Origin of the sequence: Vibrio sp. 10N.286.49.C3 (assembly GCF_041469545.1) — a bacterium.
In the GTDB taxonomy this organism is placed as follows: Bacteria; Pseudomonadota; Gammaproteobacteria; order Enterobacterales; family Vibrionaceae; genus Vibrio; species Vibrio tasmaniensis_A.
In genome coordinates this window covers 97,657-111,298 of the sequence record NZ_JBFRKT010000008.1, presented here as the reverse complement: position 1 = coordinate 111,298, position 13,642 = coordinate 97,657, and the positions used below count along the sequence as shown (strand labels likewise).

Here is a 13,642-nt window from a genome sequence, read left to right as displayed (position 1 = left end):
GTTCGATAACTTAACGTTAATTGATGTGAGTTTTATTTAACCGGAATAAACTGATTAGCAAATCTGAGTTTGAGATCACGAAATTATTTTCCATATCTCATCTTTTACATAAATCTCAGTGTAAGACCGAACAAAGTCACATTCACAAACCACCACGCAACGTGAGCAAAGTCCCAAATTAAGGGCGTAGAAAGCTAAAAACATGCAAGACCGCAAGGTTTCTGAGGAGAATCATAGTCGGTGCCATTTTTCTTCACGTAACATAAGCACAGACTTAAGTAATTAGGCAGATGTGATTGGGCAACTCTTTTACGGTTTTAGAATCCCCAGAACATAGGCCACGGAATAGGTGAAAAACTTCGACATGTGGATCCCTTCGAAACTGACTCGTCCCGGCCGCTTACATAATGCAATCCTACGACCTAGGGTTCTCGATCTGCTCCAGAACGCAGATTGCTATAAGCTTGTATTGTTCCGCTCTCCTGCGGGCTATGGCAAGACCACTATGGCTGCACAGTGGCTATTAGATAAGCCGAATGTGGGTTGGTACAGCATCGATGATAGTGACAACGATGCCTTCCGTTTTATCAACTACCTACTCCAATCACTCAATAAAGCGACTCAAAACTCCTGTCCCAATGCCCAAAAACTGGCAGAGAAACGACAATTTTCATCGCTGCATTCTTTATTGAGCGAAGTATTCGCCGAGATGTCGGACTATCATCATGAATGTTTTCTTGTTTTAGACGACTACCATTTAGTCAACAATGATGACATTCAAGAAGCAATGCGCTTTTTCCTCAAACACATGCCCGACAATCTTACGCTGGTTGTAACCAGTCGGGGTACACCACCCCTAGGTACGGCAAACCTGCGCGTTCGAGACTTAATGATCGAATTAGGTAATGACTCGCTGGCTTTTGATACCGAAGAGACGACGCGCTTTTTTAATCAGCGTGTTGCCGATGGTATTGATGACACAACGGCAGACAGTATTTGTACCTATGTAGAGGGTTGGCCTTCTGCACTTCAACTTATTGCGCTGCAAGCCCAACATCAAAAACGTACGCTTGCGCAGTCTGCTGAGTCCTTCTCCCACTTTAATCAAGCCCATCTTTGGGACTACTTGGTTGAAGAGGTTTTCGACCTGTTAGACAAAGAAACTCGACAGTTCTTGATGCAGTGTTCAGTGCTTGACCACTTCAACGACGAACTGGTTTGTGCGCTAACACAACGTGAAGACGCACTGGGTATGATCGAATCATTAAATCGATTCGGTTTATTCATCTACCCGCTTGAAGGCGAAAAGAACTGGTATCGTTTCCATAACCTGTTTGGTGAATTTTTGGCACATGAGCGTCAAGCTCGAATCCCTCAACAAGAAGCAGAATTGCACCGAAGTGCCGCGAAGGCGTGGATTAAACAAGACACACCACACCAAGCACTGCGCCATGCACAGCGCGCTGAAGACCCAGAGCTGATCATTCAAATACTGACAGACCACGGCTGGCCGATGTTCAACCAAGGCGAACTTTCCTCGTTAGAGATGGCGATCAAGCAACTGACTACGGATCAACTTTACAGCGACCCTAAACTGTCCATGTTACGAGCTTGGCTAGCACAAAGTCAGCACCGCTACGAACAAGTAGGGACATTATTGGAAGAGGCTGAAACACAATATCAAGCTCGAAATATTGAACTCGACACTCAACAGCAAGGGCAATACAACGCCCTACGCGCGCAAGTTGCGATCAACAGTAATGAACCTGAAAAAGCCTTGGAATTGGCAGAGCTTTCGCTAAGTCAGCTGAACACCACCGTTTATCGTAGCCGAATTGTCGCCACGTCTGTTGTTGGTGAAGTCAATCACGTAATGGGCAACTTGAGCCGTGCACTGCCAATGATGCAGCAAACAGAAAAACTTGCACGCCAGTACCAAGTTTACCACCAAGCGCTTTGGGCGATTCTACAACAGAGCGAGATCTTAATTGCACAGGGTTACGTTCAAGCGGCATTCGAGCTGCAAGACAGTGCGTTCAAATTGATCGAAGAACACCAGCTAAAATACGTGCCTCTGCATGAATTCTTACTGCGTGTTAGAGCTCAAATATTCTGGTGTTGGAACCGATTAGATGAAGCGGAAGAGTGCTGTTACAAAGGCTTGGATATCCTTGGTCACCATTCGCCAAGTAAGCACCTTCACAGCTATTCAATGCTGGCTCGTATTTCACTGAGTCGCGGTGAAATTGATAAAGCATCTAAGTTTATCGACCAAATTCAGCACCTATTGCGTCAATCAACTTACCACGTGGACTGGACGGCGAACGCTTCCCTTTCTTTGATTCTTTTTTGGCAAGTAAAAGGCAATAAAGAGGCGATACGTGATTGGTTGAATGTGGCTGTTCGACCTGAATCAGCAAGCAACCACTTCTGCCAACTGCAATGGAGAAACATCGTTCGCGCTCACATCATTCTCGAGCAGTATGAAGAAGCGGAAGAAGCGCTGACGTTCCTTAAGAGTGAAGCTCAGCGTTCACATCTGATTACAGACACCAACCGAAACTTGATCGTTGAAGCCGTGTTACGTACACAAATTAACGATGAAGACAGCGCACGCGTGCTACTTGAAGAAGCGCTTCATATGACTAACCAAACCGGTATGGTCGGCAACTTCTTAGTAGACGGCGGGACTATCGGACATATCTTGGATAAGTTGAGCAACAAGCCTGGCTTAGGTGACTTAGAACGCCATCGTGCTCAACAGATCATGAAAGATATCTCGACCACCCAACGCAGCCGCTCGGTTCACTTTGATGAAGACTTTGTTGAAAACTTAGTCAATCACCCAAACATTCCTGAACTTGTGCGCACGAGCCCACTCACCCAGCGTGAATGGCAAGTACTTGGTTTGATCTATTCAGGGTTCAGTAACGAGCAGATAGCTCAAGAACTCGATGTAGCAGGTACCACCATCAAGACTCACATCCGTAACCTTTACCAAAAGCTAAACATTGCTAACCGCAAAGAAGCGATCAGCACAGCGGAGAATTTACTGCAGTTGATGGGGTACTAAACGATTCGAGATTAATTCGAGAAAAGCTTAAGCTAGTTACCTATGGTGACTGGCTTTTTTTTCGTTTGGAGCATGGGGTTAATAGCAGATAACTGATCATAAAGAGCCAAACGACAGACAAAAAAATAGCCAACCGCAATAATCGCGATTGGCTCTATATATTTGTGAACAAATCATAAGTTCACTAACAACGTCAGTTGGCTAGGTGACCCTCGGCTTAAGAAGGGTCAATGTATATAATGCAGTTAGCGTGCCAACTTTAATTCAGCCGTTTTATACGCCCTACATCGCATAAAAACCTCTAATTCATGATGCGAATTGCAAAGTGCATTTGCATAATGCAACCAAGATGCAATATCGATAGAAAACAGGTTTCACTGCCGCCGATAATAATAAGACACCAAGCAGTTGTATTTTAAATGTAAGGCAGATGTTCACATCAACGTATTGCCTTACAATTAAAGAGGTAATAAAAGCACCTCGCCAAAGGCATATTCATACTTTTTTGACACTAAAGTTTGTATACTGCACAAAATCACCCTCAACTCTATGAAGCAATGAACTACTTAAGTACTTTTTTCAAAGGCATGGCAATGGGCGCAGCCGACGTTGTCCCTGGCGTGTCGGGCGGAACCATCGCATTCATCACTGGTATCTACGATACGCTACTAGAAAGCATTCGAAGAATTAACCCTAGCGTACTTGGACTATGGAAGCGTGAAGGTTTCAAAGCCGCGTTTAGCCACATCAATGGTTTTTTCCTAATTTCTCTGTTCGCAGGCGTATTCACGAGCATTGCGACATTTGCAAAACTGATTTCTTGGTTATTAGTCACCCACCCGGTTCCACTATGGTCTTTCTTCTTTGGCCTTATCTTGGTGTCGGTTTTCCATATTCTTAAACAAGTAGAAAAGCGCGATATGATTCGATTCGTATTTTTGCTGCTTGGTGTCGCCTTCGCTTACAGCATTACCGTGCTTAAGCCGCTGCAAATGGAACCTACCAGTATCAATATTCTCATTGCAGGTGCGATTGCGATCTGTGCGATGATTTTGCCAGGTATCTCAGGGAGCTTCATTCTGCTATTAATTGGAATGTACGGCCCGGTACTTGGTGCCGTTAAAGAATTTCAGGTTGATGTACTTGCCCTATTCCTTGGTGGCTGTGTGGTTGGCCTGCTGACTTTCTCTCACGTACTTTCTTGGTTATTGCGCTCATTCCGCGACTTCACATTAGTATTCTTGACTGGTTTGATGATCGGTACACTGCCGAAGATTTGGCCGTGGAAAGAAACGATCAGCTGGCGTACAAACTCTAAAGGCGAGCAAGTTCCTCTGATTCAAGAAAACTTGTCACCGTTTGATTTTGAAGCCATCACTTCTCAACCTTCACAGCTAGTAATGGCAATTGTGATGATGCTTGTAGCGATTGCTCTGGTCCTTGGGTTAGAGAAATTTGCAGAGCGCAACGCTGACTAATCATTCAGCCAACTTCTGGAAAGCGTTTAGAACGAATAATGCTTAGAAAGACTAAGCTCACGCCCCTATGACACAGACAAAAGCGAAGCCAATGGCTTCGCTTTTTTAGTTCTACCATACGCACAAAATTACTTTTTGATACAAGCACATATTGAGGGATATGATAACATCGCCGCTCTTATAAAATTAGATGAGAACACGACATGCACTCTGCATTAAAGGTTGCTGCTCTTGGGATCGCTCTCGTGGCAGGCTTTTATGGGCCGCAAGCAATTCAGCAATTTGAATCAGCGATGGAGCGAGCCTCTGCTGAGGTTAACTTAGATGATTACTGCATGCTTTCCACCACATCGTGTGAGCAAAATACAGTTACGATGACACTTGATCGCGAGACGGCTCAACCTCTGGCTCCCACCAAAATCAAAGTAGTGTGGGAAGGCGCAGCCTCTGACACATTAATGCTGTCGCTTACAGGTTTAGAGATGGAAATGGGCTCGGCACGTTTTCAATTAAAAAACATTGGCAATAATACCTATGAAGGTGATGTAATTTTACCTGTATGTACTTTAGACAAGATGACATGGATCGGTGAGCTCACTGATGGTGTCGATACTGTAAATCCGGCAATAAGGATGGCAAGATGAGTAGAAATTGGTCGTTAGCATTGGTTGTCGCTTTTGTCCTTGGCTTTGGCGTTAAAAGTTATCTTGATGGGCAAAACGAAGCTCAAAAACAACACGCGGCAAAACAACAATTCTCCGCGACAACCCTTTTCGGCAAAGATAACCAGCCAACGGAAATCTTTGACCAAACCGATGACAGAGTTCGTATCGTTTACTTTGGTTTCACACGTTGCCCAGATGTGTGCCCTACTTCTCTAGCAATGTTAGCCGGAGCACTTAACCAGATTTCTGATGAAGCAAAAGCCAAGATTCGCCCGATGTTTGTTTCTCTCGATCCAGAACGTGATGCCGCTGAAGCCTCATACGAATACGCACAATACTTCCACCCAATGATGGAAGGATTAAGTGGCCCGTTAGATGTGACAACAACGCTTGCACACAACTACGGTGTTATTTTTAGAAAGACCAAGCTTGAAGGTTCAGAGTTGGAATACACCCTAGACCACAGCTCATATTTCTATTTTTTAAAACCCGATGGCACGCTGATTACCAAAGTGCCGCATACGTTAACGCCAGCGCCAATTGTTGAAGCTATTAACACATTAACGCGCTAACGTACCAAGTCATCAGCGACGAGAAACAACGTGTACAAAAATAAAGAACTTAACGAATAAAGTTCGAACAAAAAGTCAGGTCCCAGACCAAAACAAAAAACTAAGGACAACAACATGAAGTTAAAAGCACTTGCTCTAGCAGGCTTATTGCTCACTCCTCTTGCTCAAGCGAATAGCGACATTATGGTTCATGACGCGTACGCGCGCGCAACCCCGCCTTCAGCAGTGAACAGCGCGGTATTCACGACTCTGATGAACCATAGCGATAAAGATCGCGCTATTGTTTCTGCAACAACACCAGCAGCAGGAAAGGTTGAACTTCATGATGTTATCGTTGATGGCGACGTAATGAAGATGCGTCAAGTTCAAGCGATCACCATCCCTGCAAATGGTAAAGCAGTACTTAAACCAGGTAGCTTACACATCATGTTGTTTGACTTGAAAAGCAGCCTAAAAGAAGGTGAACAAATCAAAATGACACTGACCTTCGCAAACGGTGAAACACAGACCTTTGATGCGCCAGTGAAGAAAGTGATGAGCGGTATGAAAAAGATGAATCACGATCATCATTAATCAGATTTACAACCGATGAAATAATTTAAGCCACGATGACTTCTCGCCATCGTGGCTTTTTGCTAAACTGAGCTCGCTTTTTATTCAAAGCCTGACCACATTAATAACCAAGGAGAATAGAAGATGATTGTAATGAAGACACTAAAACTGGCAGTAAAAGTAACGCGTTAACTTGTTTGGTTAATCCAACTTAAATACCGATCGACCAACTTATCGTCACTCTTTGACGACCGCACACTTTTACCCGGTTTACTATTGATCGTAAGTGATCAATTCCTGCATGCCTGTAAAGCATGACTCAATCCGGGGTCCTATCTATTTGAATTCGACCCAAACTCAAAACATTTTTGACGCTCGACGCTTTTAATCTCAGCAACTCTTTTTGGTCTCATTAACTCTTTTGATCTCATCAACAATAAGAGAGCTCACAAGAAGTTAATGCTCTCATAAGACTTTAATGCAGTGATAAGACTTTAATGCTCTCACAAGAAAAGAAAGCTCGCACGTCTGGGTAAATAGACATGAATTCACAAAACGCATTTTCTAATCCAATGTCACTTCAACAACTTGGATGGCAACCTGTATTCCAACAACAACTGACACTCGAAGACTATGACCAATCCGTCATTGCTCGTATTACCGCGCACCATCGCAGCGGCTATACACTAGCGTCAGAACAAGGCGAAATCGTTCTCCCTATCCATCAAAACCAACCCGCAATGACGGTTGGCGACTGGGTAATCTTGAACTCTGAACTGCAATTCGGCCGTTTATTAGACCGTCAATCACTCTTCAGCCGTAAAGCTGCAGGTAGCCGTGTCGCCGAACAATATATCTCAGCTAACATCGACACGGTATTTATCGTGGTTTCGTTAAATAACGACTTTAATCTAAGCCGTATTGAACGCTACCTAGCGCTCGCCAATGAAGCACAGGTTGAAGCCGTTATCGTACTCACCAAGAAAGACTTGTGTGATGACTACGAAGACAAAGTACAACAAGTGCAAAGCTTAGATTCTATGCTGATGATCGAAGCGGTGAACAGCCTAGACCAAGACTCAACTCAAGTTTTGTCGCCTTGGTGTAAAACGGGCAAGACTGTGGCTTTAATGGGTTCATCCGGTGTAGGTAAATCTACCTTAGTCAACTCATTACTTGGTGAGGCTGAACAAGCCACAGGTGGCATTCGTGAAGACGATAGCAAAGGCCGACACACAACCACATCACGATCGCTCCACTTGCTAACATCGGGCGGCTTACTGCTCGATACTCCAGGAATGCGAGAGCTACAACTTGCTGACTGCGCTGAAGGCGTGAGTGAAACCTTTTCTGATGTGGAAGAGTTAGCCATGCATTGCCGATTCTCTGATTGTCATCATGAATCAGAACCGGGTTGCAAGATACGCAAGGCGATTGAAAGTGGAGAATTGTCTGAGCGACGATTTGCTAACTATCGAAAGTTATTGCGAGAACAAGCCCGAAATGGCGCCTCGTTAGCGGAACAACGCGCCAGCAATAAGCAGCTTTCCAAGATGTACAAAACCGTACAATCAGAAGGCCGCAATCTTAAAAAAGCGTCTGACTAACGTTTAAGGTTTAAGGTTTAAGGTTTAAGGTTTAAGGTTAACAGCTATAAGCTGTATTTAAGATAACCTAACTTAAGATAACTTTAATTTAAGACAATGAGCCCCCATCGTGTTAATCACGTGGGGCTTTTTGTTTCAATTTGATAATGGTGTGGTTATTTATGCACACAATGTTCTTTCCTATAGCCGTTTACATTTCTACATTTGCAGTGTTTTGAATCTATCAAATGAGAATCAGCAGATTTATAGCTCAATCAAAATACATTTATTTAACATTTAGCTCTAAAAACACCACTTAGCGCAAACAATAACCCTAAAAGTAAACTATCCCTAGACACCCTCTTAGATCCCGCTAATATGACCGCCAATTCCGCTAGTGTATAGTTGGATTTGGTACAACTTCATAAAAAGATACATCACTATAATAAATTAACAATTGCAGGTATTTTATGCAAAATCACAACATGCTCGCCCGCATCGCTCGTGGAAATCTCGTTCTACAGATCCTTGCTGGTATTGTTTTCGGTGTCGTTCTCGCCATGGTTTCTCCTTCAGCAGCTCAAGATGCAGGCCTATTAGGTAGCCTGTTTGTTGGTGCTCTGAAAGCTGTTGCCCCAATTTTAGTATTCATTCTTGTTGCAGCTTCTATCGCAAACCAAAAGAAAGGTCAGCATACTCATATGCGTCCAATCATTGTGCTTTACCTGATTGGTACGTTCTCTGCTGCACTGACTGCTGTAGTACTGAGCTTCATGTTCCCAACCACTTTGACACTGGTTGCTGGCGCTGAAGGAGCTAACCCTCCTCAAGGTATTGCAGAAGTTCTTCATACGCTTCTATTCAAGCTTGTAGACAACCCAGTTAGCGCACTAATGAATGCGAACTACATCGGTATTCTTGCTTGGGCAATCGGTCTTGGTCTTGCTCTGCACCACGCATCTGCAACAACCAAAGCGGTTTTCGAAGACCTAAGCCACAGTGTTTCACACATTGTTCGCTTCATTATTCGCCTTGCGCCATTCGGTATCTTCGGTCTTGTTTCTGCAACATTCGCAACAACAGGCTTCGATGCACTGGCAAGCTACGGTCAACTTCTAGCAGTGCTACTAAGCTCAATGCTGATCATCGCACTTGTAGTTAACCCACTGCTTGTATTTATTAAAACAAAACAAAACCCATACCCACTCGTACTGCAATGTATTCGTGAATCTGGTGTAACGGCATTCTTCACTCGTTCAAGCGCTGCAAACATCCCAGTGAACATGAACCTTTGTAAGAAGCTAAAACTAGACGAAGATACTTACTCTGTATCGATTCCTCTAGGCGCAACGATCAACATGGCAGGCGCTGCAATCACCATCACTGTGTTAACGCTTGCTGCTGTACACACTATGGGTATTGAGATTGATATCTTCACTGCGATTCTACTAAGCCTTGTTGCTGCTGTATCAGCATGTGGCGCATCGGGTGTTGCTGGCGGTTCACTACTGCTTATCCCGCTAGCTTGTGGCCTATTCGGCATCTCAAACGATGTAGCGATGCAGGTTGTAGCGGTTGGTTTCATTATCGGTGTGATTCAAGATTCTGCTGAAACAGCGCTCAACAGCTCAACTGACGTAGTGTTCACTGCTGCTGTATGTAAAGCCGAGCAAAACAAAGAGCAATAAGCCTTTAGCTGCTCTGAACCTAAACAGTTCTAAGCTCTAAGCTCTAAGCTCTAAGCTCTAAAAAGCAAATCGTACATAAACAAAAAGGGAAGCAGATGCTTCCCTTTTTTTTGTTTGAGTGCTTTACCCGCCGCAGTCAATAATACCTACCGTATGACTTAGCGGCTTAATGCAGTCAGTTATAACATCTACACTCATATAACATCGTTGGATTTTTTAAATTGTAGAACTACTCGTTTCAGTCATGTACAGAATACAGGTAATAACTCATAAACACGGTTTATTAATTGCTCTTCCAGTTAGACTCGACTGCCGGTTGGCTAAAGTCCAAAGAACCGCTATTAGAGTTAGCTTGCTTATCTTGTGATGCTCGATTTACGCTTGCCTTGTCACCATCATGGTTTTCAGCCGCCTGTTGGTGATTGTTGCCATTTAAACCTTGAGCACTTGAAGCTTGAGCATTTGAGGCTTCAGTATCCAAATCCGCCTTATCGACACCTAACTCATCACCCTCTTCGTCAGAGGCTTCTTTCACTTTCTTATGTACTGGGATATCGCGTTTGTAGAGCTTGTTGAGCGCTTTAACGATAGAGTGCTTGGTGATTGCTTCTTGCGTCAACTTGGTCATTATTGGCTTAGTCAGAGCCTGTAATCCCACAACGGCATCAACACCAAGATCCCCACCAACTTTATCTCTCAAATACCTAGCATCCGCATAGCCAAAATGAGCCGATAAGAATAACCAGATATACGCGATAGCATTGCCGTGCTCACCATGGTCAATCCACGCCTCACCGGCTTTAAACATCGCTTCTGCACAGTTTTTTTCAGCTGCCGTTTCAAACCAGTAAACCGCTTCACGATGATTAGCGACAACACCAACACCGTTCAAATAGCTCATACCCAATTTGATTTTTCCGTCTAGGCTATTCTTTTCAGCCGCTTTTCTGTACCACATGAAAGAGCTTTCTGGAGAATAATCTGGGTTCTCTCTATCTAAACACCAATCCCCCATGAAAAGCATCGCTTCGGTGTTACCACTAACTGCAGACTCTTCAATATAGGCGCTGCCTTTCGGAAGGTTTTTCTCAACTCCGCGACCAAACACGAGTGCTTTACCCACCTCGAATTTTGCAAGCGGATCGTTATCCAGTGCTGATATCGCTAACTGCCAAAAATTGGCCTTTTCTCTTAAAATTAGGTCTTCTTTGCACTTCATACTCAGACGCACAATGCCGTACATGCCGTTGACATTGTCTAAATGGGCAGCTTTGTCGTACCAATACAGAGCTTCCTTAAGATTGACTCGTTCGGCCTCTTTCGCCAAATACAAAATCGACGGCACATGCCCTGTTTCAGCCTTAAATTGACGATCTTTTTGCTCTTGGATACGTGCTTTTTCAATCGCTTTCCGGTAAGCGACAGCGCGAGCTTTACGTTCTTGTTCCAAGCGCTTTTTTCTTAGCGACAAAGAGACCAACCAAACAGCAATCAGTATTAACGAAAGAGCGGTCGCACCAATTGCGATTCCCATTGTACTCATAAAATATTTTATCCTAACTCGGCTAATAGCACCCTACACAGGAAAGCAATCAACCTATAGCGAGCAGTATGTTTGAATGACAGGGAAAAGCGCAGTTATTAAAACGTTCCGCCCTAAAATGAATTTTGTTCAGTATCTCAGGAATACATAATGATAAAAAGCCTACGAGTATCTATCCGTCAGCACTCCATTAATGCTGTGATCCCGCTCGCTTTTTATCTATAAGTCTTGGGGCGTTACTTATTCTATCTTATCTATCTTATCTATCTTATCTATCTTATCTATCTTATCTATCTTATCTATCTTATCTATCTTATCTATCTTATCTAGCAGCTTATGGCCTAGCGACATAATTAACCTTGCTGCATCTTTTCCCAAATGGTCGGAGAGCCAATATAGTCTTGAACCGTAGTAATGAACTCTTTGACCAATTTGGTCTGCTTACGATGCGGATACACAGCATAAATAGCCGTATCAACCGTCGAGATTGCATAATCTGGAAGTAACGTAACCAAGCCCAATTCTTTCATTGAGGCATACAGGTTTGATTGATCAAGGAAGCCATAGCCTAGACCATCTTTCACACAAGACACCATAGTACGAACATCACTGACCTTATAGTTGCCACGAATCGTTAGGCTTTGGAAAGTGTTGCCATGCGGCTCTTCACTGATACGCAGATGATCAACCGTCATATCACCATTGGTATAGATAACCGCAGGTAAAGAGAGCAAATCTTGTGGCGTCTTCGGCTCACCGTGCTCTTTCACAAAGTCGTTCGATGCAACGAGCATAAAGTTACTGTCGGCAATCTTCTTGGCAATCAAGTTTGACTCAACGAGCTTACTGAAGCGAAACGCGATATCAAACTGCCCTGCAATGATGTTGGCGATCTTGTCGTCCAATGACAGCACAATCTGAACATCCGGATACTTTCTCATGAACTGAGTAATAATAGGTTGCAGATATTGCTGACCAAAATAGATCGGCGACGTAATTCGCAGCACACCTTTGGGTTCAGACTGATATGAATCTGCAATGCCCTGGATCTGATTAATAGTATCTTTCAGCACATAGGTTTGCGCTAAAATATCTTCCCCAGCCGACGTCAACGAGAACGAACGAGTAGATCGGTTGAGCAACTGAACACCTAAATCTTGCTCAAGCTTTTTGATCTGTTTAGAGAGCGATGAGTTGTCCATATCGTGTAAAGTTGCCGCTTTGGTAAACGACCCTTGTTGAACCACATCTAAGAACAACAACAACTGGTTAGTATTTGGCACTGCGCCTCTCCTGAAATAAAACTCGACTAACGTTCATCTTTGGGGGTGTCCATCACAACCATAGTCGTAATCGATTGCACCTGAGCACATTCCCCAAGCACATCGGCATGAAACTTCTTATAGCCCGGTAGATCTTTGGTTTCTACCCTTAGCAAGTACTCGTTGGCACCAGTAATGTTGTGGCACTCCACCACCTCTTTTTCCATACTGACGTGCTGTTCAAACTCTAGCTGAGCCGCTTTGCTGTGGCTCGATAAACCAATCGAAACGTAAGCAATAAAGCCAACGCCCATCAGGCCATTATCCAGAACTGCACGGTAACCTTGAATGATCCCTTTACGCTCAAGATCCTGTACTCGCCTTAAGGTCGCTGAAGCCGACAAACCAATTCGTTCAGAAAGCTCAATATTGGAGATTCTGCCGTCCAATTTAAGCTCTTGCAATATCCTTTCGTCAAATCTATCCATAAGTACTTATTATTGTGCATTTAGTGATAATAGAGGAAATAAAAGCACATAATTGCCTCACTTTCCACCTACTATGTTTCTCAACACGTGAAAGTCATGACCGGTCAGTCACTTCGTTCATTTTACTGCTGGAGAATCACAATGCCTTTAGAACAACTTAGCGCACTTGCCTTGTTTGCGTTTGTCTCGACCTTCACACCAGGTCCAAATAACATCATGCTCATGACATCAGGAGCCAATGTTGGCTTCGCCCGTACTATTCCGCACATGCTGGGCATTGCTCTGGGTTTTGCAGCCATGTTGCTATTGGTTGGCTTCGGCTTAATGGGGATTTTTAACGCCTATCCGGTCTCTCACCAAATCTTGAAATACCTGAGTCTTGCTTACCTCGTGTACCTTGCGATTAAGATAGCATTGAGCGGCAAAGCCAAAAGCACCGAGGCTTACAAACCCATGACTTTCATTGGCGCAGCGAGTTTTCAGTGGGTGAACCCTAAAGGCTGGTCAATGGCGCTGACGGCAATTTCAGTGTACAGCAGTGGTAGTTCATGGTGGGAGCTCGCGATCATCGCCAGTATATTCACATTAGCCAATTTGCCTTCTGTGACATTCTGGACAGCGGCAGGTAAACAGCTCCAGCATTGGCTAACAACACCCGTTCGAATCAAAAGCTTCAACTATGGTATGGCAGGGTTACTTTTAGCATCGACGATTCCGATGATCTAATCGACTTAC

General features: G+C 44.0%; 11 protein-coding genes. 8 read left to right on the top strand and 3 right to left on the bottom strand.

The features are described 5' to 3' along the window. The first annotated feature begins 364 nt into the window (after positions 1-364). The 7 genes from malT to sstT all read left to right on the top strand — a co-directional run bounded on the left by malT (position 365) and on the right by sstT (position 9,614). A complete protein-coding gene (gene malT, locus AB4180_RS03445) occupies positions 365-3,073 on the top strand; it encodes an HTH-type transcriptional regulator MalT (RefSeq protein ID WP_029223176.1) in 2,709 nt (902 codons plus the stop codon). A 557-nt stretch (positions 3,074-3,630) separates the two neighbouring features. Then, on the top strand, positions 3,631-4,551 hold the full coding sequence (locus tag AB4180_RS03440; RefSeq protein ID WP_032555152.1) for a DUF368 domain-containing protein: 921 nt from the start codon (positions 3,631-3,633) through the stop codon (positions 4,549-4,551). A gap of 203 nt (positions 4,552-4,754) precedes the next feature. Then, on the top strand, positions 4,755-5,195 hold the full coding sequence (locus AB4180_RS03435) for a hypothetical protein (protein ID WP_009845845.1): 441 nt from the start codon (positions 4,755-4,757) through the stop codon (positions 5,193-5,195). After that, entirely contained in the window at positions 5,192-5,788 is a 597-nt protein-coding gene (locus AB4180_RS03430) for an SCO family protein (RefSeq protein ID WP_065678498.1), read from the top strand. The genes AB4180_RS03435 and AB4180_RS03430 overlap by 4 nt, the downstream gene beginning before the upstream one ends. A 114-nt stretch (positions 5,789-5,902) precedes the next feature. Beyond that, positions 5,903-6,361: a copper chaperone PCu(A)C gene (locus AB4180_RS03425; RefSeq protein ID WP_017096254.1), complete on the top strand. Its 459-nt coding sequence runs from the start codon at positions 5,903-5,905 to the stop codon at positions 6,359-6,361. A gap of 521 nt (positions 6,362-6,882) precedes the next feature. Beyond that, on the top strand, positions 6,883-7,947 hold the full coding sequence (gene rsgA, locus AB4180_RS03420) for a ribosome small subunit-dependent GTPase A (RefSeq protein WP_102249434.1): 1,065 nt from the start codon (positions 6,883-6,885) through the stop codon (positions 7,945-7,947). A 449-nt stretch (positions 7,948-8,396) separates the two neighbouring features. Then, entirely contained in the window at positions 8,397-9,614 is a 1,218-nt protein-coding gene (gene sstT / locus AB4180_RS03415) for a serine/threonine transporter SstT (protein ID WP_009845849.1), read from the top strand. Between the two features lie 283 nt (positions 9,615-9,897). Here the strand turns inward: sstT and AB4180_RS03410 are convergent, their stop codons facing one another. From AB4180_RS03410 to AB4180_RS03400, 3 genes are all read right to left on the bottom strand, one after another. Further along, positions 9,898-11,148 carry a tetratricopeptide repeat protein gene (locus tag AB4180_RS03410; protein WP_102249435.1) on the bottom strand — a complete coding sequence of 417 codons (1,251 nt, stop codon included), beginning with the start codon at positions 11,146-11,148 and terminating at the stop codon, positions 9,898-9,900. Positions 11,149-11,510: 362 nt separating this feature from the next. Beyond that, the gene (locus AB4180_RS03405; protein WP_017096258.1) at positions 11,511-12,440 is read right to left on the bottom strand and encodes a LysR family transcriptional regulator; all 930 of its coding nucleotides are present in this window, start codon (positions 12,438-12,440) and stop codon (positions 11,511-11,513) included. Between the two features lie 26 nt (positions 12,441-12,466). Further along, positions 12,467-12,907: an Lrp/AsnC family transcriptional regulator gene (locus AB4180_RS03400; RefSeq protein ID WP_009845852.1), complete on the bottom strand. Its 441-nt coding sequence runs from the start codon at positions 12,905-12,907 to the stop codon at positions 12,467-12,469. Between the two features lie 141 nt (positions 12,908-13,048). Here AB4180_RS03400 and AB4180_RS03395 point away from each other — a divergent pair, with 141 nt between their 5' ends. Beyond that, the gene (locus tag AB4180_RS03395) at positions 13,049-13,633 is read left to right on the top strand and encodes a LysE family translocator (RefSeq protein ID WP_029223716.1); all 585 of its coding nucleotides are present in this window, start codon (positions 13,049-13,051) and stop codon (positions 13,631-13,633) included. Positions 13,634-13,642: the final 9 nt, after the last annotated feature.